Source organism: Azospirillum sp. A29 (assembly GCF_042604625.1).
In the GTDB taxonomy this organism is placed as follows: Bacteria; Pseudomonadota; Alphaproteobacteria; order Azospirillales; family Azospirillaceae; genus Azospirillum; species Azospirillum palustre.
In genome coordinates this window covers 1,046,363-1,066,330 of the sequence record NZ_CP170466.1, presented here as the reverse complement: position 1 = coordinate 1,066,330, position 19,968 = coordinate 1,046,363, and the positions used below count along the sequence as shown (strand labels likewise).

Annotated in this window: 19 protein-coding genes; 13 read left to right on the top strand and 6 right to left on the bottom strand. The window is 67.9% G+C overall.

From position 1 onward, the window contains the following. Window positions 1-79 precede the first annotated feature (79 nt). Window positions 80-1,942 carry a flagellin gene (locus ABNQ38_RS19890; RefSeq protein ID WP_377809870.1) on the bottom strand — a complete coding sequence of 621 codons (1,863 nt, stop codon included), beginning with the start codon at window positions 1,940-1,942 and terminating at the stop codon, window positions 80-82. Window positions 1,943-2,308: 366 nt separating this feature from the next. On the opposite strand from ABNQ38_RS19890, the gene ABNQ38_RS19885 reads away from it, so the two are divergent. Together ABNQ38_RS19885 and ABNQ38_RS19880 are read left to right on the top strand one after the other, a co-directional pair. Then, window positions 2,309-2,776, top strand: a complete 468-nt coding sequence (locus ABNQ38_RS19885) for a RidA family protein (RefSeq protein ID WP_098740384.1) — start codon at window positions 2,309-2,311, stop codon at window positions 2,774-2,776. Window positions 2,777-2,883: 107 nt separating this feature from the next. Beyond that, window positions 2,884-4,047 (top strand): GNAT family N-acetyltransferase, encoded by a 1,164-nt coding sequence (locus tag ABNQ38_RS19880; RefSeq protein WP_377809869.1) that lies wholly within the window; start codon window positions 2,884-2,886, stop codon window positions 4,045-4,047. Window positions 4,048-4,069: 22 nt separating this feature from the next. Here ABNQ38_RS19880 and ABNQ38_RS19875 read toward each other — a convergent pair whose 3' ends face one another. From ABNQ38_RS19875 to ABNQ38_RS19855, 5 genes are all read right to left on the bottom strand, one after another. Beyond that, a complete protein-coding gene (locus ABNQ38_RS19875; protein ID WP_377809868.1) occupies window positions 4,070-5,182 on the bottom strand; it encodes a CaiB/BaiF CoA transferase family protein in 1,113 nt (370 codons plus the stop codon). A gap of 49 nt (window positions 5,183-5,231) precedes the next feature. Further along, window positions 5,232-6,272, bottom strand: a complete 1,041-nt coding sequence (moaA, locus tag ABNQ38_RS19870; RefSeq protein ID WP_377809867.1) for a GTP 3',8-cyclase MoaA — start codon at window positions 6,270-6,272, stop codon at window positions 5,232-5,234. A gap of 133 nt (window positions 6,273-6,405) precedes the next feature. Continuing rightward, on the bottom strand, window positions 6,406-8,460 hold the full coding sequence (locus ABNQ38_RS19865; RefSeq protein WP_377809866.1) for a 4Fe-4S dicluster domain-containing protein: 2,055 nt from the start codon (window positions 8,458-8,460) through the stop codon (window positions 6,406-6,408). A gap of 172 nt (window positions 8,461-8,632) precedes the next feature. Continuing rightward, entirely contained in the window at window positions 8,633-9,490 is an 858-nt protein-coding gene (locus ABNQ38_RS19860) for a substrate-binding domain-containing protein (RefSeq protein ID WP_377809865.1), read from the bottom strand. Window positions 9,491-9,605: 115 nt separating this feature from the next. Next, window positions 9,606-10,307 carry an ABC transporter permease gene (locus ABNQ38_RS19855; RefSeq protein WP_377809864.1) on the bottom strand — a complete coding sequence of 234 codons (702 nt, stop codon included), beginning with the start codon at window positions 10,305-10,307 and terminating at the stop codon, window positions 9,606-9,608. An 86-nt stretch (window positions 10,308-10,393) separates the two neighbouring features. Between ABNQ38_RS19855 and fdhD the strand changes: the two genes are divergently transcribed. From fdhD to ABNQ38_RS19800, 11 genes are all read left to right on the top strand, one after another. After that, complete coding sequence (gene fdhD / locus ABNQ38_RS19850) at window positions 10,394-11,275, top strand: formate dehydrogenase accessory sulfurtransferase FdhD (RefSeq protein WP_377809863.1); 882 nt, start codon at window positions 10,394-10,396, stop codon at window positions 11,273-11,275. Next, window positions 11,265-11,903, top strand: a complete 639-nt coding sequence (mobA, locus tag ABNQ38_RS19845; protein ID WP_377809862.1) for a molybdenum cofactor guanylyltransferase MobA — start codon at window positions 11,265-11,267, stop codon at window positions 11,901-11,903. Before fdhD ends, mobA begins: the two co-directional genes overlap by 11 nt. Further along, window positions 11,900-12,409, top strand: coding sequence for a DUF3305 domain-containing protein (locus ABNQ38_RS19840; RefSeq protein ID WP_377809861.1), 510 nt, complete (start codon window positions 11,900-11,902; stop codon window positions 12,407-12,409). Before mobA ends, ABNQ38_RS19840 begins: the two co-directional genes overlap by 4 nt. Continuing rightward, window positions 12,406-12,933, top strand: a complete 528-nt coding sequence (locus ABNQ38_RS19835; RefSeq protein WP_377809860.1) for a DUF3306 domain-containing protein — start codon at window positions 12,406-12,408, stop codon at window positions 12,931-12,933. The genes ABNQ38_RS19840 and ABNQ38_RS19835 overlap by 4 nt, the downstream gene beginning before the upstream one ends. Window positions 12,934-13,385: 452 nt before the next feature. Beyond that, window positions 13,386-14,012, top strand: coding sequence for a molecular chaperone (locus ABNQ38_RS19830; RefSeq protein ID WP_377809859.1), 627 nt, complete (start codon window positions 13,386-13,388; stop codon window positions 14,010-14,012). A gap of 16 nt (window positions 14,013-14,028) precedes the next feature. After that, window positions 14,029-14,280 carry a formate dehydrogenase gene (locus ABNQ38_RS19825; protein ID WP_247873215.1) on the top strand — a complete coding sequence of 84 codons (252 nt, stop codon included), beginning with the start codon at window positions 14,029-14,031 and terminating at the stop codon, window positions 14,278-14,280. Window positions 14,281-14,293: 13 nt separating this feature from the next. Continuing rightward, window positions 14,294-17,194: a formate dehydrogenase subunit alpha gene (locus ABNQ38_RS19820; RefSeq protein WP_377809858.1), complete on the top strand. Its 2,901-nt coding sequence runs from the start codon at window positions 14,294-14,296 to the stop codon at window positions 17,192-17,194. 18 nt (window positions 17,195-17,212) lie between these two features. Continuing rightward, on the top strand, window positions 17,213-17,890 hold the full coding sequence (gene fdh3B / locus ABNQ38_RS19815) for a formate dehydrogenase FDH3 subunit beta (protein WP_377809857.1): 678 nt from the start codon (window positions 17,213-17,215) through the stop codon (window positions 17,888-17,890). 8 nt (window positions 17,891-17,898) lie between these two features. Then, window positions 17,899-18,087 (top strand): hypothetical protein, encoded by a 189-nt coding sequence (locus ABNQ38_RS19810; RefSeq protein WP_377809856.1) that lies wholly within the window; start codon window positions 17,899-17,901, stop codon window positions 18,085-18,087. A 25-nt stretch (window positions 18,088-18,112) separates the two neighbouring features. Beyond that, the gene (locus ABNQ38_RS19805; protein ID WP_377809855.1) at window positions 18,113-19,156 is read left to right on the top strand and encodes a formate dehydrogenase subunit gamma; all 1,044 of its coding nucleotides are present in this window, start codon (window positions 18,113-18,115) and stop codon (window positions 19,154-19,156) included. A gap of 103 nt (window positions 19,157-19,259) precedes the next feature. Next, entirely contained in the window at window positions 19,260-19,949 is a 690-nt protein-coding gene (locus ABNQ38_RS19800; protein WP_377809854.1) for a class II aldolase/adducin family protein, read from the top strand. The last annotated feature ends 19 nt before the right edge of the window (window positions 19,950-19,968 follow it).

Here is a 19,968-nt window from a genome sequence, read left to right as displayed (position 1 = left end):
CGGCGTTGGAAAGCCCGGAATCGGAAAGGGGCGCCCCGGTGGGGGCGCCCCTTTCCATGTGTCGGATCGCTGTCCCGGATCAGAACAGACGCAGGATCGACTGCTGCGACTGGTTGGCGAGCGAGAGGGCGATGGTGCCCAACTGCTGCCGGGTCTGCAGCATCAGCAGGCTGGCGCCTTCCTCGTTCTGGTCGGCCAGCGTCAGCTTGCTGGCGCCTTCCGTCAGCACGTCGCTGAACTCCTTGGTGAAGCTTTCGCGGGTCGTGATGATGTTCAGGTTGGTCGACAGATTCTGCGAGGCGGAGCGGATCGTCGCCTTGGCGTGATCGAGGCCGGCGACCGCCTTGTCGATGTCGGAGCGGTCCATCCAGCCGTTCTGCGCGCCGTCCAGCTGCAGGCCCTGGCCGCTGGTCGACAGGTTGACCGCGTTCACCGTGATCGCGTTGGTGTTGCGCTCGTTCAGCTGGACCGTGATGTCGTTCGACGTGTTGGCGTCGGAAATCTGCTTAGTGACGATGTTGGCAGAGCAGTTGGCCGAGGCCGCCTTCTTGATCGTCTTCGCGTCGATTTCCATGCGGACGGTGCCGCTGTCGAAGTTGAAGGACTGCTCTCCGCCCGTCAGCTTGCCGTCGCCCTTGTCGTTCATGCCGTCGCGGGTGACCTGGGCGCCGTTGGAGTTGGTGACCTGGATTTGCAGGTCGACCTTCTTCTCGATGGTCGAGACGCCGTTGCCCTGGTTGTTGGCCGATTCCAGCAGGCGGCGGTCGACCGTGAAGGACACGATGGTGCCCGACGCGAAGCTTTCCGAGATCTTCTTGGTCAGCGCGTTGGTGGCGCTGGTCGTCACCGTCATTTCGCGCACCGCGCCGGCCGTGGCGTTGCCGGTGAGGGTGATCGTGCCGGTTGCGGTGACGGTGGCGGAGGCGACGTCCTTGCCGACCAGGCGGCCGGTACCGGTGAGGGCCGTGCTGATCGAGGCCCTCAACTGGGTGGCCACCTGGGCCGAAGCGTTCTGGCCGACGGCGACGTCGCCCTTCGTCGCGGTGTAGCTGAAGGACTGACCTTCCACCGTGATGGTGAAGATATCGCCTTCTTCGATCGTCCCGCCCACATTCACCGTCGACACCTGCGCCGAACCGGTCTTGGCGGCCGTCGTCAGCTTCGCTTCGATGGTCTGGGTGTTGTCGAAGTAGGAGATCGTGCGGCTCTCGTCGCCGTCCGACACGATGAAGTCGCGGGAACGGCCGTTGGCGCCGCGCACCTCGATCTGGACGTCGGAGAAGCTGCCCAGCGAGCCGGACATCGTGCCCGACAGCTTCAGGCCAATGAAGCCGTGCGCATTCTCGGTCTTGGAGATGTCGGCGGTCTTGCCTTCGATCGAGCCGTCGCCCTTGACGCGGATCGAGTAGGTGTCGGCCGAGATGACGTTGGTAACGCGGGCGTTGTCGACACCGGTCATGCTGTTGACGGCGGCACGGGACGCACTGGTGCTGTCCATGCTCATGCCGTTGCCATTGATCAGGTTCTTGCCCTGATAGCCGCTGTCGGCAGCCAGCTTGTCGATCTGGTCCTTCAGCGTGTTGAACTGGCTGGCCAGCGCCTTGCGGGAGGCGACGGAGGCGGCGTCGTTGCCGAGTGCCGCGTAGGCGGCGGTGGTCAGGCCCTTGGCCTGGTCGACCAGCGAGTCGATCGAGGTCAGGCCCTTGTCGGCGGCCTGGATGGTGCTGATCGACTGGCCCATCGCGTCCTTGAGCGAGGACAGGTCGCCGGCGCGCTGGTTCAAACCCTTGGCGGCGAAGAAGGCGGTAGGACCATCGAGAGCCGAATTGATCTTGTTGCCCGTCGACAGGATGTTCTGCTTCTTGTCGATACCGGCCTGCGTGTTCTGCAGCTGCAGCAGGTTGGTGCGCATCGAAGCGGTCAGGGTCACATTTCCGGCCATGGTCCTAGTCTCCTTCTGAGGCTGTCCCCGCCCCTGGTCATTTGACCGGCGAGGCAACGTGCGTTTTCCTGACACCACTCTTTCAAGCGCCGTGCCAACTGCTCCGATGTGCCATAAGTGACTGAATTTGCTATGAAATAAAAATAGGTCGGCAAAAAGGGCAGGGTTGGGCCCAAAGGTTCGGGCCGGGCGTCCGAAAAACTTTCCCGGAATCTTTTGCCGATGACGGACGGTTCTGCCGGGATGCCGGGCGGCAAGAATCTTCCCACCGCCCCGCCGGCAAGGGCTATGGTCGGGCTCCAAACCACGTCCCAATCATCGAACGCATGGCCCGTCATGGGTCAAAGCAGGGAAGGGAGAAGCATCATGACCGGTCGGATCGACGCACGCCTGGCGGAGCTGGGCATCGAGTTGCCGCAGGCCGCCGCCCCGGTGGCCGCCTATGTGCCCTACACCCGTTCGGGCAACACCCTTTACATCTCGGGCCAGGTGACGGTCTGGAACGGCGAGCGCAAGTTCGTCGGCAAGGTCGGCCAGGACTTCACGGTAGAGCAGGGCAAGGACGCCGCGCGCCTGTGCGCGCTGAACATCCTGGCCCAGGCCAAGGCCGCGCTGGGCGGCGACCTCGACCGCGTCACCCGCGTGCTGCGGCTGGGCGGCTTCGTCAACTCCGGCCCTGACTTCCACGACCATCCGCTGGTCATCAACGGCGCGTCCGAGTTGATGCGCGACGTCTTCGGCGAGGCCGGCCAGCATGCCCGCGCCGCGGTCGGCGCCCCGTCGCTGCCCGGCAACGTCGCGGTCGAGGTCGATGCGATCATCGAGGTGGCCTGACGGCAGCGGCCCGATGGGCGCCGGGGCGATGGCCAGGGCGGTGGCGGTGCCTTGCTGTCTTGCGGCATGAAGCCTACCTCCTTGCCATCGCTCAAGGAGACGCATGCATGCCCGACGGCAACGATGCCATCACCGTCAAGGTTCTGACCGGGATCGACGAGGCGGACCAGCAGGGCTGGGACGCCTGCGCCGGTCCCGGCAACCCGTTCCTCTCCCACGCCTTCCTCCTGGCGCTGGAGGAATCGGGGTCGGCGACCGGCAAGTCCGGCTGGCAGCCCAGCCATCTCGCCGCCTTCGACGGGTCCGGCCGCATGGTCGGCGCGGTGCCGGCCTATCTGAAAAGCCATTCCTACGGCGAGTATGTGTTCGACCATGCCTGGGCCAATGCCTTCGAGCGGGCGGGCGGCAGCTATTACCCCAAGCTTCAGGTGGCGGTTCCCTTCACACCGGTGCCGGGTCCGCGGCTGCTGGTGGCGCCCGGACCGCAGTCCGAGGCCGTCGCCGATGCGCTGGTCGCGGCACTGGAGCAGGTGGTGGAGCGCTATGGCGTCTCCTCCGCCCACGTCACCTTCCCGGAGCGGGCCGATTGGGACCGGCTGGGCACGGCCGGGTGGCTGCAACGGCTTGGCGTGCAGTACCACTGGCACAACCGCGGCTACGGCAGTTTCGACGAGTTCCTGGAGGCGCTGAACTCCCGCAAGCGCAAGGCGATCCGCAAGGAGCGGCGCGAGGTCGCCGAAAGCAGCGTGCGGCTGCATACCCTGACCGGCGACGACCTGAAGCCGGAGCATTGGGATGCCTTCCACCGCTTCTATCTGGAGACCGCCGACCGCAAATGGGGCGGCGGCTATCTGAACCGCCGCTTCTTCGACCTGCTCGGCCGGACCATGGCCGACCGGGTGGTTCTGGTGATGTGCGAGGATGGCGGGGACTGGGTGGCCGGTGCGCTCAACCTGCTGGGCGACGATGCGCTGTATGGCCGCAACTGGGGCTCCGACGGGAGCTACCGCTTCCTGCATTTCGAGGCGTGCTATTACCGTGCGCTGGATTTCGCCATCGAGCGCGGGCTGGCGCGGGTCGAGGCCGGTGCGCAGGGCGAGCACAAGATCCAGCGCGGCTATCTGCCGGTGCCGACCTACAGCGCGCACTGGATCGCAGACCCCGGCTTTCGCCGCGCGGTGGACCGCTATCTCAAGCAGGAACGCCCGGCGGTGGAGGCGGAGATCGACGCGCTGGACGAGGAATTGTCGCCCTACCGGCGGGAGGGCTGAGCCCTAGCGGGAAGGCTGAGCCCTATTCCCAGGCGGCCAGCACCGCCGCGGCATCGCTCTCCTGCAAAGGCGCGCGTGCCGGCGGCGGGGCGCCGTCGACCCGCAGGCCCATCAGCGTCTCCACCAGCGGCTCCGGGCCGGACGAGACGCGGACCTGCCCGCGGGCGGCGATGTGCGGATGGTCGTGGACCTCCGCCAGTTCCGGCACGGCCTCGAAACAGCAGTCGACCGGATCGAGCAGGGCCTTCCAGTCCGTCAGCGTCCGGCTGGCGAACAGCGTCTCCAGCTCCGCCGTCAGGGCGGTCTGGGGCAGGGGATCCTCCTGCCGGGCGATCCAGTCGGGACGGCCGACCGCCTCGCAGAAGCCGGCCCAGAACTTGGCCTCCAGTGCCGACAGGGTGATGAAGCGGCCGTCGGCGGTGCGGTAGATGCGGTAGCAGGCGGCCCCGCCCGACAGCAGAGCCTCGCCGCGCTTCGGCAGGGTACCGCGCGCCGCCGCGGTGAGGGTCATGCCCTGCCAGCCCAGCACCGATTCCATGATCGACAGGTCGAGGAAACAGCCCTGTCCCGTCCGCTCCCGCCCCAGCAGCGCGCCCGCCACCGCCAGCGCCGTCTGCTGGGCCGAGGCGAAATCGGCGACCGGCAGATAGCTGATCACCGGCCGGTCCGGCAGTCCGGAGGCGTCCAGCCCGCCGCCGACCGCCATATAGTTCAGGTCGTGCCCGGCCCGCGTCGCATAGGGGCCGTCATAGCCCCAGCCCGACAGGCTGGCATGGACCAGCCGCGGGTTGATCTCCCGCAGCCGCCCGCGGCCCAGCCCCAGCTTGTCCATCACGCCCGGCCGGTAGCTCTCGATCAGCGCGTCGGCGTTCGCCAGCAGCCCTTCGAGCGCCGCGCGTCCCTCGGCCGATTTCAGGTCGATGCGGATGACGGTCTTGCCGGCGTTCAGCAGCTTGTAGGCGGCGGTGGTGCCGTCGCTGTCGGCGGGTCCGAGCCGGCGTAGCGGATCGCCCCCCGGCGGCTCCACCTTCACCACCGTGGCGCCCAGGTCGCCGAGAAGCTGTGCCGCATAGGGGCCGGGCAGATATTGCCCGAGGTCGATGACGCGCAGTCCGGTCAGGAAGGGCAGGGGCATGGCGGTGCTCGCTCTTGGTTGCTGATCGGACCTGCGGGATTTCAGTCCCTCACCCCCCGGTGACGCTCATGTGCCGCCCGACGGCCGGCCCCTGGTGGCGGCGGTCGATGATGAAGTCGTGGCCCTTGGGCTTGCGGGTGATCGCCTCGCGCACCGCGTCGATCAGCGGGCCGTCCTCGTCGCTGACGCGCAGCGGCGTGCGCAGGTCGGCGGCGTCCTCCTGGCCCAGGCACATGTAGAGCGTGCCGGTGCAGGTCAGCCGAACGCGGTTGCAGCTTTCGCAGAAATTATGGGTCAGCGGCGTGATGAAGCCGACGCGCTGGCCGGTCTCCTCCACCCGGACATAGCGGGCGGGGCCGCCGGTGCGGTGGTCGCTCTCGGTCAGGGTCCAGCGCGTCTGCAACTCGGCTTTCAGCATGGTCAGCGGCCAATACTGGTCGAGACGGGCGCCCTCGCCGATGTCGCCCATCGGCATCACCTCGATGAAGGTCAGGTCGAAGCCCTGCTCGCCGCACCACGCCACCATGCGGTGGATCTCGTCGTCGTTGACGCCCTTCAGCGCCACCGTGTTGATCTTGATCTTCAGCCCGGCGTCCTTCGCTGCCTGGATGCCGCCCAGGATCTTGTCCAGCTTGCCCCAGCGGGTGATGGCCTGGAACTTGTGCGGATCGAGCGTGTCGAGCGACACGTTGATCCGCCGCACCCCCGCCTCATACAGCCCGGCGGCATGCTTGAACAGCATGGTGCCGTTGGTGGTCAGCGTCAGTTCGTCCAGATCGCCCGACTTGACGTGGCGGCCCAGCGAATGAATCAGCCGCATCACGTCGCGCCGCACCAGCGGCTCGCCGCCGGTCAGCCGCAGCTTGCGCGTGCCCAGCTTGACGAAGGCGCTGCACAGCCGGTCCAGCTCCTCCAGCGTCAGCACCTCCGCCTTCGGCAGGAAGCTCATGTCCTCGGCCATGCAGTAGACGCAGCGAAGGTCGCAGCGGTCGGTCACCGACACGCGCAGATATTCCACCTTGCGGCCGAACGGATCGACCAGCGGAGCGACGGCGGCTGACGGCAAGGCTTCGGACACGGGGTTGGTCATCGCTGGACTCCAGGGGCGGCCGCTGACGGGCCACCACAGTATATGTTCGTCACACGTACGATGTGCAACGGTGACGGGAGCGTATTCCACATCACGGTATGCCGACTTTGACGGCGATCAAGGGGTCTCGGCGTCACATCAGCTTTTGCCGCACCGCCGCCGGTTGTGCCTGCCGTTGGGCTTCCTCGCGTTCGCGCAGGTCGTCGTCGGTGGTGCGCGGCACCGGCCGCTGACCCAGGGCGAAGGGCTCGTTGCCGCGTTCGAACTGGTCGCGGACCCGGCAGTCCTCGCACATGCGGATGCGGTTGGCGGCCTCCGGCGTGGCGAACATCCAGTGCTTGCCCGCCAGCGTCGTCACGATCTTCTCGATGGAGGATTTGGTGGCGAAGGGCTTGCCGCAGGACACGCAGCAGAAGGGCTCCTCCTCCTTCACCACCGCGGCACCGCGGGCCTGGTCGCGGAAGTCGATCTCCGGCACCAGGGAGATGACCTTCTCCGGGCAGGTGGTCTTGCACAGGCCGCACTGCACGCAGGCGTCCTGGGCGAAGGACAGCATCGGCTTGTCGGCATTGTCGAGCAGCGCGCCGGTCGGGCAGGCGCCGACGCAGGACAGGCACAGCGTGCAGCCCTCGACATCCACCGACACCCGGCCGAAGGGCGCGCCCGGCGGCAAGGGCAGAACCTCCACCGGAGCCGGGGCGGCCCTATGCAGATGGCGCAGCGCCAGCATGGTGACCGTGCGCTTCGGCCCCATCGGCAGGAACATCCCCGCCTCGACCGCGTCGGCCGGCAGGGCCCACAGCTCGTCCGCCACCGCGTCGGGATCGGCGGCGTCGATCGTCGCCACCCGGCCGGAGCCGTAGCCGAGTCCGCTGAAGGCGGCCTCCGCCAGCCCGATCTGCGAGGCGAGGCCGGCGGTCTCGCCTTCATTCTCCGGCCCGGTCAGCAGGCGGACATGGGTGCAGCCATAGGCCAGCGCCAGGGCGAACAGGTCGAAGCCGACCTGCGTCACCTCGTTCAGCGCGAAGGGCAGCACGCGGGCCGGCAGACCGCGGCCATGCCGCGCCATCATGCCGACCAGCGCGTCGCCATGGCGCGGATCGTGGAGCAGCAGCGCCGGAGCGGCGCCGCCGGCCTTGCGGTAGGTGGCCAGCAGCGTGCGCAGCCGCTCATAGACGGTGGCGGCCGGCGGCAGGGCGTAGGTCGCGGCACCGGTCGGGCAGACCGCGGCACATGATCCGCAGCCGGCGCAGACATGCGGGTCGATGGCGACATGGTCGCCGTTCGGCGTGATCGCCCCGGTCGGGCAGACGTCCAGGCAGCGGGTGCAGCCGGTCTTGCGGCTGCGCGAGTGGGCGCAGAGATCGGCCTTGAAGTCGACGAAGCGCGGCTTCTCGAACTCGCCGACCAGATCGGCGATGTCCAGCAGCGCCTTGGCGACCTGCGCCGGGCTGTTGGGGTCGGGCCGCAGATAGCCGTCGCGGCGCTTGTGGTCGGGGAACAGCGGCGTGCCGCCGGTCAAATCGAGGATCAGGTCGCAGCGGGCCGACGCTCCCTGCCGCACCGGCTCGAAGCCCAGAGCGCCGCGGGAGGAGGGCAGGGCCGGGGCATAGTCGTCCACCACGATCTCGAAGGCGCCGACCCAGCCGCGGGCGCTGCGGATTCGGCCGCGGAAGATCGCCGCGTCCATCACCGGCGGCGGCGGGATGTCCCTGGCACTGGTCAGCAGAACGGTGACGTCCAGCCGCTTTGCCAGTTCCCGGCCGGCCTCGATGGCGCGCTCGTCGTTGCCATAGACCAGACAGGTGCCCTGGGAGGTCAGGGTCAGCGCACCGGTGGGCGGGATCGGCAGGGCGGCCTCGGCCAGCAACGCCGCGATCTTGGGCAGCGCCTGGGCGCCCTCGTCCGACCAGCCGGCGCGCTCGCGGATGTTGGTGAAGGTCAGGGAGGTGTCGGGTGCCACTTCCGACGCGATCTCGGCAAACAGCGGCGCTTCCTGGGTGCAGGCGACCAGCAGCGGCTGTCCGGTGGCGACCGCCGCCTCGAAACGGTCGAGCTGCGCCCGGCAGAGCTGGGTGTGCACGGTGGGGGTGCCGCCCTCGCCGCAAGCCTTGCCCAGCGCCGTCCCGTCCAGCGCGATGCTGTGCGCACAATCGCAGACGAGCACCGTCCGTTCGCCGATCTTCATCGTCCCCAAAACTCCTGTCGCTTGGGGCTGACGCCCCTGGCCTGAGGACACTCATATGGGGGAATGCAGGGCGATGGGAATGGGAATCTTGTCAGGGGCGGTCCGGACAAACGCTGGCTGGACGGTTCCCGCGACCCTTCCGGACGGCAGGATCGCAGGAACGCACAACTCCTTACGCCCCGGGTTCGTTGGCGTTCGGGAAGAACAGCTGCTCGCCGTTGATCTGGTAGTCGGCGATGGCCTTCTGCCCCTCGGCGGAGACCAGCCAGTCGACGAAGGTCTGGCCGTCGGCCGCCTTGACGTGGGCGAACTTGGCCGGGTTGACCAGCATCACGCCATACTGGTTGAACAGGCGCTTGTCGCCCTCGACCAGCACCGTCAGCGGGCCGCGGTTCTTGAAATTCAGCCAGGTGCCGCGGTCGGTCAGGGCATAGCCGTTCATCGCGGCGGCGGTGTTCAGCGTCGGCCCCATGCCCTGGCCGATGGAGCGGTACCAGCCGCCCTCCGCCTTGGCCGGGTCGAGGTTGGCGGTCTTCCACAGCGACAGTTCGGCCTTGTGCGTGCCGCTGTCGTCGCCACGCGACACGAAGGGCGCCTTGGCCCCGGCGATCTTCGACAGCGACTGGGCGACGTCCTTGCTGCCCTTGACGCCGGCCGGGTCGCTGGACGGGCCGACGATGACGAAGTCGTTGTACATCACCGGCTTGCGCACGGTGGCGAAGCCCTCGGCGACGAACTTGTCCTCCGACGGCTTGTGGTGGACGAACAGCACGTCGGCGTCGCCGCGCTTGGCGAGGTCGATGGCCTGGCCGGTGCCCTTGGCGACGACCCGCACCTCGATCCCGGTCTTGGCGGTGAATTTCGGCAGGAGCGAGCCGAACAGGCCCGAATCCTCGGTCGAGGTGGTGGAGGCCACCGTGATGAAGCGATCGGCGGCCAATGCTGCCGACGGGGCGGCGGCCTGGACCAGACCGGCCACGGCCACGGCCACGGCGGCGGCAAAGCCCAGCACGAATGAACGGCGCAGCATCCCTCAACTCCTCCCATATCGTTGTTGCTTCGCTGACATAGCGCAGTCGGGCCGCGGGTGCAAAGGTCTGGCCGATCTTTTCCAATCCATGGCCGGGCGATTGCCGGGCCGGGGCTCAGGCCGGTCTGGCCGCCGTCTCCTTCAGCAGCGATGCCGTGAGGTTTACCGCCAGCGACAGGGTCATCAGCACCAGCCCCAGCCCCAGCGCCATCGGCAGGTCGCCCTTGCTGGTCTCCAGCGCGATGGCGGTGGTCATGACGCGGGTGACCTGCTCGATGTTGCCGCCGACGATCATCACCGCCCCGACCTCCGCCGAGGCGCGGCCGAAGCCGGCCAGCACCGTGGTGACGAGGCTCCAGCGCGCTTCCGCCAGCAGGGTGGTCAAGCGCCTCAGGGGACTCGCTCCGGTGACGCGCAGCAAATCGTCATACTCGACCAGCAGATCCTCCACCGTCTGGCGTGCAAGCGACGCGACGATGGGCACGATCATCACCGTCTGGGCGACGATCATCGCCGTCGGCGTGAACAGAAGGCCCAACACCCCGAACGGGCCGGAGCGCGACAGCAGCAGATAGACCACCAGCCCGACCACCACCGGCGGCAGGCCCATCATGGTGTTCAGCGCGACGGCGACGACACGGCGGCCGGGAAATCTGAGCGCCGCGACGGCGGCACCCAGCGGCAGGCCGATCAGCGTGGCGACGGCGACGGCGGACAGGCTGACCCGCAGCGACAGGCCGACGATCCGCATCAACGCGCCGTCCATCGACAGGATCATGGAAAAAGCCACGGCCAGGGCTTGGGAAAAATCCTGCATGAAGTCCAAATCACTGTTCGAATAGCTTCGGCGAGGGCTTGTCCGACGGACGCCGCTCGCCCACACTCGCGCGCATGAGCCCGACCATGAGCCTGAAGACCTTCACCATAGCGCCGGACCCGGCGAATCCCAAGCTGACCGAGCGCGTCCGCGGCCTGGACCAGGACGGCCGCGAGATCGAGACCGCCGTGACGGTCGAACGGCCGCTGACCCTGTACCTCAACGGCCAGGAGATCGTCACCATGATGACGATCGGCGACTATCCCGACTGTCTGGCCGTCGGCTATCTGCTGAACCAGAACATGCTGCGGCGCGACGACCGCATCACCGGCATCGACGTGGACGAGGAGACCGACACCGTCGTCGTCCGTACCGAGCGCGCGACCGATTTCGAGGCCAAGCTGAAGAAGAAGACGCTGACCTCCGGCTGCGCCCAGGGGACCGCCTTCGGCGACGTGATGGAAACCTTCGAATCCGTCCGTCTGCCGGCCGACGTGCGGCTGCGCACCTCGTGGATCTATGCGCTGTCGAAGCAGATCAACCTGCAGCCCAGCCTGTATCTGGAGGCCGGCGCCATCCATGGCAGCGTGCTGTGCCAGGAGGACAGGCCGCTGGTCTATATGGAGGATGTCGGCCGCCACAATGCGGTGGACAAGGTCGCCGGCTACATGCACCTGAACGGCATTTCCGCTTCGGACAAGATTTTCTACACCACCGGCCGCCTGACCTCCGAGATGGTCATCAAGACGGTGCAGATGGGCATTCCGATCCTGGTTTCGCGCTCCGGCTTCACCGCCTGGGGCGTGCAGCTGGCGCGGCAGGCCAACCTGACGCTGGTCGGCCGGGCCAAGGGCAGGCGCTTCATCGCGCTGGCCGGCACCGACCGGCTGGTGTTCGACACCGACGCCGCGGGAGCCGACGACGAGGATCGCCGGCATGGACGCAAGGGAAGCCGCGATGACGACTAATTCAACTCATCCCGACATCGGCGGTGTTCTGCTGGCCGGCGGCCTGTCGCGCCGGATGGGCGGCGGCGACAAGTGTCTGCGCCCGCTGGGCGACCGCAGCATCCTGGAGCGCATCGTCGCCACCGTCCGGCCGCAGGTCGGGCCGCTGGTGCTGAATGCCAACGGCGATCCGGCGCGCTTCGCCCATCTCCATTTGCCGGTGGCGGCCGATGTGGTGGAGGGCTATGCCGGCCCGCTCGCCGGCGTGCTGACCGGCATGGAGTGGATGCGCGGCACCGCCCCCGGCATCGGCTGGGTCGCCAGCTTCGCCACCGACGCGCCCTTCATCCCGCGCGACCTCATCACCCGCATGGTGGCGGCGCTGGAGCATGAGGGCGCCGACCTCGCCTGTGCCCGGTCGGGCGGGCAGGAGCATCCGGTCTTCGGGTTGTGGCCGATCCGCTTGGCCGGCGATCTGCGCCGCGCCATGGTGGAGGAGGGCGTCCGCAAGGTCGATGCCTGGACCGCCCGCCACCGGCTGGCCGTCGCCGACTTCGCCGTCGATCCTGTCGATCCCTTCTTCAACACCAACCGGCCGGAGGATCTGGCCGAGGCCGAACGCCTGCTGGCGTCGGGACATGCGTCATGACGGACAAGCCCGTTACCCAAGCCCTTGAGCGCATCGAGACCATGCCGCTGGGCATCGTGGTGGAGCGTCGCCGCGGCGTCACCGCCTGGGCCGACTGGAGCTGGCGCCCGGTCTCGGTCATTCCCGGCGCCGGCCCGGTCGAGCCGCCCGGCCGCCTGCTGATGGAGGGCGACGGCTGGAGCCACAGCCACGCCGCCACCCTGACGCTGGAGCTGTTCCGCACCGACACCGAGGGCTACCGCCTGAACCTGTCGCAGGACCCGCCGCGCCTGTGGGTCGTGATGCGTCCCGGTGGAGACGGAGAGGAGCTGGTGCCTTTCACGGTCACTGCGTCGGCCCATGAAGGGGAGGGCTATCAGATCGGGGCCGACGTGGTGGAGACGGTGCCGATGCCGGCGGAGGTGATCGCGCTGGTCCGCGACTTCGTCGAGCAGCACCATGTGGACGTCCCCTTCCACAAGCGCGAGCGCAAGCGCCACTTCGAGAAGGAGGAGGGGCGGCGGTGAGCGGCGAAGCCTTCCTGTCGCGCTGGTCGCGTCTGAAACGCACGGCGGTCAAGCCGGAGCCAGCCCCGCCGGAGGTGCCGCCGGCCGTTGCGCCGGTGGAGGAGGCTGCGGAGCTTCCCGTCACTGCCGTCGAGGGGAGCCCGACCGATGCTGCCTCACCGGAAGCCGGGACCGACGATCCGCTGAAGGATCTGCCGGCGATCGAGGACCTGACCGGCGAGTCCGACTTCACCCCCTTCCTGCGCGCCGAGATCCCGGAGGATCTGCATCGTCAGGCCCTGCGCAAGCTGTGGACTTCGGACCCGATCTACGCCAACGACGACGGGCTGAAGGACTACGCCGACGACTATGCCAGCCTGTTCACCGGCGGGGTGCCGGTGAAGACCCTCTACCGCGTCGGCAAGGGCTTCCTCGACACGCTGGACGAGGAGGCAGAGGGGGCCGAAGTCGAAGCTGAACTCGTCGTGGAGGACGCTCCCTCTTCCCAACCGCCAATCCCCTCTCCCCCCCGGGGAGAGGGTTAGGGTGAGGGGGACGCACAGCGAGACCTTATTTTTCCGCGCACAGTCCCCAATTCCCCATCTCTCCATGCCATGCATCCCCCTCACCCCGACCCTCTCCCCAGGGGGAGAGGGGGCTTGCCCTCAAAGCAAGTCCCCCCTCACAAATTCACTCCCGAAATGCGACGGATCGCTGCGCCGGCGCGGACCCCCTTAAAACAAAGGGGCGCTCTGTTACCGCGAGCATAGCGGCGCGATAAAGATTCATTTGTCCCCACTTCCGGGTGCGTCCTTGGTTGACAAAAGGATAGGTTCAGTCCTTCTATTGTCAGTCTGCGGATTGCTAAGCCACTGTAAGGCAACAGTTTTTCGCAGGTGCATCAAAAGGGGTGCAAGGGGCGGTTCCAAAAACGGCGCGCGGCGTGACCGCGGACGCCGACGCCCCTGTCTTGCGTTCCGGGAGGAGTTTGCGGCACGTGTCCAGCGCTGTCGATCACATCGTCCCCCCCGCGGTGGCGGAGGAAGAACTGTTCCGCGCGCAGGTCTATGCCCTGCTGGCGCGCCTGTTCGCGCGCCCGCCCGATGCGGCGTTCCTGGCCGCGCTGGGCGGGCTGGCAGGGGAGGGCGGCGAGTTCGGCGCGGCTCTCGACCGGCTGGCCGAAGCGGCACGCGACAGTGACCCGGCGGCGGTGGAGGAAGAGTTCACCACCCTCTTCATCGGCGTCGGCGGCAGCGAGCGCACCCCCTATGGATCCTTCTACCTGACCGGTTTCCTGAACGAGAAGCCGTTGGCGGAGCTGCGCGTCGCCATGGCGCGGCTGGGCATCGCCCGCGCCGACGGCGTGACGGAGCCGGAGGACCACATCGCCGCCCTGTGCGAGATGATGGCCGGCCTGATCGGCGGCGAGTTCGCGCCGGAGGACGGCGACACCGTCGGTCTCGATGGGCAGCGGGCCTTCTTCGACCGCCACATCGGTTCCTGGGCCGGGCGGTTCTTCGCGGATTTGGAGACCTCGCCGTCGGCCCGCTTCTATCGGGCGGTCGGTGCGGTCGGACGGAGTTTTCTGGCGGTCGAGGCGCGCGCCTTCGACCTTGCGGCCTGAAGTGAGGAGCGAAGCCATGACGCGGAACGCGGTCAAAGCCACTGATGAAGCTGTCAAACAGGGCAAGGATACGCAGGGCACGGACAAGGGGCTCGCCCGTCGTGACCTGTTCCGCGCCGCCGGCCTCGGCGTCGGCGCGCTGGGTGCCGTTGCGGCCGGCGTGACCGCCACCGGCGGAACGGCCGAGGCCGCGCCGGCAGAGACGACCTCCACGGGCTACCGTGAGACCGACCATGTCCGGAAGGTCTACGAAGTCAGCCGCTTCTAAGAGGAACGCCCCGATGCTCATCAAGAAAAGCTCGGCCACCTCCGGCGGCCGCCACCTCGCCCGTACGCTCACGCAGACGCTGGCCACCGCCACCGGCGTCACGGTCGACCGCCGCGCCTTCCTGCGCACTTCCGGCATCGCCGCCGGCGGCGCCGCGCTGGCCTCCGCCATGCCCTTCGGCATGGTGAAGAAGGCCGACGCCGCCACCGCGGCGGCCGTCGCCGGGGCGCCGGTCAAGCAGGTCAAGTCGGTCTGTACCCATTGCTCGGTCGGCTGCACCGTGGTGGCCGAGGTGCAGAACGGCGTCTGGATCGGGCAGGAGCCCGGCTTCGACAGCCCGATCAACCTCGGTTCGCACTGCGCCAAGGGCGCCTCGGTGCGCGAGCACGCCCATGGCGAGCGCCGCCTGCGCTATCCGATGAAGATGGTCGACGGCAAGTGGACCCGGATCGGCTGGGACCAGGCCATCGAGGAGGTCGGCTCCAAGCTGCTGTCGATCCGCGAGCAGTCCGGCCCGGATTCGGTGTTCTGGCTCGGCTCGGCCAAGCACAGCAACGAGCAGGCCTATCTGTTCCGCAAGTTCGCCGCACTCTGGGGCACCAACAACGTCGACCATCAGGCGCGCATCTGCCACTCCACCACCGTGGCCGGCGTGGCGAACGTCTGGGGCTACGGCGCCATGACGAACAGCTACAACGACATCCAGAAGTCGAAGGCGCTGTTCTTCATCGGCTCCAACGCCGCCGAGGCGCACCCCGTCGCCATGATGCATGTGCTGAAGGCGAAGGAGCAGAACGCCGCTCCGCTGATCGTCGCCGATCCGCGCTTCACCCGCACCGCCGCCCACGCCAACGAATATATCCGCTTCCGTCCCGGCACCGACGTGGCGCTGGTCTGGGGCATCCTCTGGCACGTTCTGCAGAACGGCTGGGAGGACAAGGACTACATCGCCAAGCGCGTCTACGGCTTCGACGACATCCGCGCCGAGGTCGCCAAATGGACGCCGGAAGAGGTGGAGCGCGTCACCGGCGTTCCGGGCTCGCAGCTGCACCGCGTCGCCCGCACGCTGGCTTCCAACCGTCCGGGCACGCTGGTCTGGTGCATGGGCGGCACCCAGCACCACATCGGCAACAACAACACCCGCGCCTATTGCGTGCTTCAGCTGGCGCTGGGCAATGTCGGCGTGTCGGGCGGCGGGACCAACATCTTCCGCGGCCACGACAACGTCCAGGGCGCGACCGATTTCGGCGTCACCTCGGACAGCCTGCCCGGCTATTACGGCCTGGCCGAGGGCGCATGGCGCCACTGGGCGCGCGTCTGGGATCTCCCCTATGACAGCATCCTGAAGCGCTTCGGCTCCAAGGCGCTGATGGAGAGCACCGGCATCCCGGTGTCGCGCTGGTTCGATGGCGTGCTGGAAGCCAAGGAAAATCTGGACCAGCCGAACCCGGTCAAGGGCATGGTCTTCTGGGGCCACGCGCCGAACAGCCAGGTCCGTCTGCCCGACATGAAGAAGGCGATGGAGAAGCTGGAGCTGCTGGTCGTCGTCGATCCGTACCCGACGATGACGGCGGTGCTGCCCGACCGCAAGGACAACTTCTACCTGCTGCCGGCCGCGACCCAGTTCGAGACCTCCGGCTCCGCCACCGCGTCCAACCGCTCGGTCCAGTGGCGCGACAAGATCATGGAGCCGCTGTTCGAATCGAAGACCGACCACGAGATCATGTATCTCTTCGCGAAGAAGTTCGGCTTCGCGGAGGATCTGGTCAAGAACGTGAAGGTCAACGGCAACGAGCCGTCGGTCGAGGACATCACCCGCGAATGGAACCGCGGTATGTGGTCGGTCGGCTATACCGGCCAGTCGCCGGAGCGCCTCAAGCTGCACATGCAGCATCAGGGCACCTTCGACAAGACGACGCTGCGCGCCGTCGGCGGCCCGTGCGACGGCGATTATTTCGGCCTGCCCTGGCCGTGCTGGGGCACGCCGGAGATGAAGCATCCGGGCTCCGCCAACCTTTATGACACCTCGCTGCCGGTGGCCGAGGGCGGCGGCGCCTTCCGCGCCCGCTTCGGCGTCGAGCGCAACGGCGTGACGCTGCTGGCCGAGGGTTCCTATCCGGAAGGGTCGGAGATCAAGGACGGCTATCCGGAAGTCACCATGGCGATGCTCCAGAAGCTGGGCTTCGACGCCGACCTGACGCCCGAGGAACTGGCGGTCATCCAGAAGATCGGCGGCGACAAGATCGGCGCGGTGTCCTGGACCACCGACCTCTCCGGCGGCATCCAGCGCGTGGCGATCAAGCATGGCCTGAACCCGCCGGGCAACGCCAAGGCCCGCTGCGTCGCCTGGAACTTCCCGGACCCGGTTCCGATCCACCGCGAGCCGCTCTACACCCCGCGCCGCGATCTGGTCGCCAGCTATCCGACCTACAAGGACACCAAGTCCTGGCGCGTGCCGACGCTCTACAAGTCCATCCAGGACCGCGACGTGTCGAAGGAGTATCCGATCATCCTCACTTCCGGCCGTCTGGTCGAATATGAGGGCGGCGGCGACGAGACACGCTCCAACCCCTGGCTGGCCGAGCTGCAGCAGGACATGTTCGTCGAGATCAACCCGTTCGACGCCAACAATGCCGGAGTCAAGGACGGCCAGCTGGTCTGGGTCGAGGGTCCGGAAAAGGGCAGGGTGAAGGTCAAGGCCATGGTGACCGAGCGTGTCGGCCGCGGCGTCGCCTTCATGCCCTTCCATTTCGGCGGCGTGTATCAGGGGCAGGATCTGCGCTCCAAATACCCGGCCGGGGCCGACCCGATCGTGCTGGGCGAGGCCGCCAACACGGCGACCACCTACGGCTACGATTCGGTAACCCAGATGCAGGAAACCAAGACCACCCTTTGCCGCATCCAGGCGGCCTGACGCGCAGGAGTTTGAACCATGGCCCGGATGAAATTCCTGTGCGACGCCGAGCGCTGCATCGAGTGCAACGCCTGCGTCACCGCCTGCAAGAACGAGCATGAGATCCCCTGGGGCATCAACCGCCGCCGTGTCGTGACCATCAACGACGGCAAGCCGGGGGAGCGGACGATCTCGGTCGCCTGCATGCATTGCTCCGACGCGCCGTGCAAGGCGGTCTGCCCGGTCGACTGCTTCTACCAGACCGACGAAGGCGTGGTCCTGCACAACAAGGATCTGTGCATCGGCTGCGGCTATTGCTTCTACGCCTGCCCGTTCGGCGCGCCGCAGTATCCGCAAGCCGGCAACTTCGGCACCCGCGGCAAGATGGACAAGTGCACCTTCTGCTCCGGCGGTCCCGAGACCGACAATTCGGAGGCCGAGTTCAAGAAGTACGGCCGCAACCGTCTGGCCGAGGGCAAGCTGCCGCTCTGCGCCGAGATGTGCTCAACCAAGGCGCTGCTGGCCGGCGATGCCGACAAGGTGTCGGACATCTACCGCGAGCGCGTCGCCGCCCGCGGCTTCGGTTCCGGCGCCTGGGGCTGGGGCACCGCCTACCAGACCAAGTCGGGCCAGGAGCGCGGCCAGCCCGGCGGCTCGCTGTTCCAGGGCACCGGCGGTCCGGCCGGCGGGGGCCCCGTGCAGAAGCAGGGGCTGTGACGGTGGCCTTGAGCATCGTTCGGACGGCTCTGCTGGCGTTTGGTGCCGTCGTCCTGCTGGCCGGCTGCCAGGAGGACGGGGCGCCGCGCCCGGTCCATCTGGACAAGGGCGTCTACCGGGGCGCGGCCGACACGCCGTTGAGCGCCGAACAGGTGCGGGCGCTGCAACAGCGCACCGCCTATCAAGGTGTGCGATAGGGAGCGTCCGATGGAAGGTCATCGCATGAAGACGGCTGCCGCCGCTCTGCTGCTCGGGATCGGGCTTGCCGGCGGTTTCGCGCTGCCGGCCGCCGCCCAGTCCAGCGTCCGGATCGGCGGGCCGGCGGCGGAGCAGCAGGTCGACCGCGACGGGCCGATGGTGCCGACCCAGATCCCGGGCCAGAGCCGCGGCGACAGCTGGCACGCCATCCGCCTGGGTGAGCAGGGCACCGTCTCGATTCCCAACAAGCAGGCCGGCGTGCTGATCCAGTCGGAAGGCGAGGCGTGGCGCGCGGTGCGCAACGGTCCGCTCAGCCAGTACGGGTCCTGGGTGCTTGGCGGCATCCTGGCCCTGCTGGTTCTGTTCTTCCTGGTCCGCGGCCGCATCCGCATCGATGGCGAGAAGACCGGCCGTACCATCCAGCGCTTCAACGCCTTCGAGCGCGGCGTGCATTGGATGACAGCCGGCAGCTTCGTCGTGCTCGCCATTTCCGGCCTGAATGTGCTGTACGGCCGGCACACGCTGCTGCCGCTGATCGGGCCGGAGCCCTTCGCCGCGCTGACCCATTACGGCAAGCTGGCGCACAACTACCTGGGCTTCGCCTTCATCCTGGGGGTGGCGCTGATCTTCGTCCTGTGGGTGCACCACAACATCCCGTCGCGCCATGATCTGACCTGGTTCCTGAAGGCGGGCGGCCTGTTCTCCAAGGGCGTCCACCCGCCGGCGCACAAGTTCAACGGTGGCCAGAAGGTGATCTTCTGGTCCACCGTCGTCGGCGGTGCGGCGTTGGGCTTCACCGGCGTGCAGCTGATCTTCCCCTTCAGCTTTGCCACGCTGGAGGAGATGCAGCTCTACCAGCTGGCCCATGCCGCGATTGCCGTGATCATGATCGCCATCATCCTGGCGCACATCTACATCGGCTCCGTCGGCATGGAGGGCGCCTTCGACGCCATGGGCGACGGGCAGGTCGAACTGCAATGGGCGCGCGAGCACCATTCTCTGTGGGTCGAGGACGTGACCGGCGAAAAGGTGCGCCACGGAAATCACCACGGGACGCCGGCGGAGTAGGGCAGGGGCGGGGGGATAGTCCACGGTTCCCTCCGCTCCCCCCTTGACCCTGTCGGCACTCCATGGCCCCTTGGGCGCTCCCGCTTTTCCGGACGCTCCCGCCATGACCAGCCATCTTTCCGAACGTCAGGCCGTCATCGACGGTTGCCTCGCCATGAACCGGTTGGGCATCAACCAGGGCATGTCGGGCAACCTGTCGCACCGGATCGACGGCGGCTTCCTGGTCACGCCGACCAGCACGCCCTATGACGCGATGACCCCGGCCGACATCGTCGAGATGGGATTCGACGGCACCTATCTCGGCGACCGCCGGCCCTCGTCGGAATGGCGCATCCATCGCGACATCCTGCGGGCGCGGCCGGACGTGACGGTTGTCCTCCATGCCCATCCGGCCTTCGCCACCGCGCTGGCGGTGCATGGCCGCGGCATCCCGTCCTTCCATTACATGGTGGCGCTGGCCGGCGGCGATTCGATCCGCTGCGCCCCTTACGCCACCTTCGGTACGCAGGAGCTGTCCGATCACGCCCTGGCGGCGCTGGACGGGCGGCTCGCCTGCCTGCTGGCCAATCACGGCATGATCGTGCTGGGGAGCAACGTGGCGGGGGTTCTGGCGCTCGCGGTCGAGGTCGAGACGCTGGCCCGCCAGTATCTCTATGCCCAGCAGTTTGGCGAGCCGGTGATCCTGCCGCCCGAAGAGATCGCACGGGTGGCGGAGAAGATGCGGCGGATGAAATACGGCCAGCCGATCGACGACAATGACGCGCCCGAGGATACGGCGCGCCCGCGCTCCTGATCGGTTGCTGCGATCCTTC

Excerpts from the sequence above, each read along its gene's own strand:
- fdhD (WP_377809863.1), top strand. The coding sequence starts at position 10,394 with ATGAGCCTGAAGACCTTCACCATAGCGCCGGACCCGGCGAATCCCAAG.
- ABNQ38_RS19825 (WP_247873215.1), top strand. The coding sequence starts at position 14,029 with ATGACGCGGAACGCGGTCAAAGCCACTGATGAAGCTGTCAAACAGGGC.
- ABNQ38_RS19840 (WP_377809861.1), top strand. The coding sequence starts at position 11,900 with ATGACGGACAAGCCCGTTACCCAAGCCCTTGAGCGCATCGAGACCATG.
- ABNQ38_RS19890 (WP_377809870.1), bottom strand. The coding sequence starts at position 1,942 with ATGGCCGGAAATGTGACCCTGACCGCTTCGATGCGCACCAACCTGCTG.
- ABNQ38_RS19860 (WP_377809865.1), bottom strand. The coding sequence starts at position 9,490 with ATGCTGCGCCGTTCATTCGTGCTGGGCTTTGCCGCCGCCGTGGCCGTG.
- ABNQ38_RS19885 (WP_098740384.1), top strand. The coding sequence starts at position 2,309 with ATGACCGGTCGGATCGACGCACGCCTGGCGGAGCTGGGCATCGAGTTG.
- ABNQ38_RS19875 (WP_377809868.1), bottom strand. The coding sequence starts at position 5,182 with ATGCCCCTGCCCTTCCTGACCGGACTGCGCGTCATCGACCTCGGGCAA.
- fdh3B (WP_377809857.1), top strand. The coding sequence starts at position 17,213 with ATGGCCCGGATGAAATTCCTGTGCGACGCCGAGCGCTGCATCGAGTGC.
- moaA (WP_377809867.1), bottom strand. The coding sequence starts at position 6,272 with ATGACCAACCCCGTGTCCGAAGCCTTGCCGTCAGCCGCCGTCGCTCCG.
- ABNQ38_RS19880 (WP_377809869.1), top strand. The coding sequence starts at position 2,884 with ATGCCCGACGGCAACGATGCCATCACCGTCAAGGTTCTGACCGGGATC.
- mobA (WP_377809862.1), top strand. The coding sequence starts at position 11,265 with ATGACGACTAATTCAACTCATCCCGACATCGGCGGTGTTCTGCTGGCC.
- ABNQ38_RS19800 (WP_377809854.1), top strand. The coding sequence starts at position 19,260 with ATGACCAGCCATCTTTCCGAACGTCAGGCCGTCATCGACGGTTGCCTC.
- ABNQ38_RS19865 (WP_377809866.1), bottom strand. The coding sequence starts at position 8,460 with ATGAAGATCGGCGAACGGACGGTGCTCGTCTGCGATTGTGCGCACAGC.
- ABNQ38_RS19805 (WP_377809855.1), top strand. The coding sequence starts at position 18,113 with ATGAAGACGGCTGCCGCCGCTCTGCTGCTCGGGATCGGGCTTGCCGGC.
- ABNQ38_RS19855 (WP_377809864.1), bottom strand. The coding sequence starts at position 10,307 with ATGCAGGATTTTTCCCAAGCCCTGGCCGTGGCTTTTTCCATGATCCTG.
- ABNQ38_RS19820 (WP_377809858.1), top strand. The coding sequence starts at position 14,294 with ATGCTCATCAAGAAAAGCTCGGCCACCTCCGGCGGCCGCCACCTCGCC.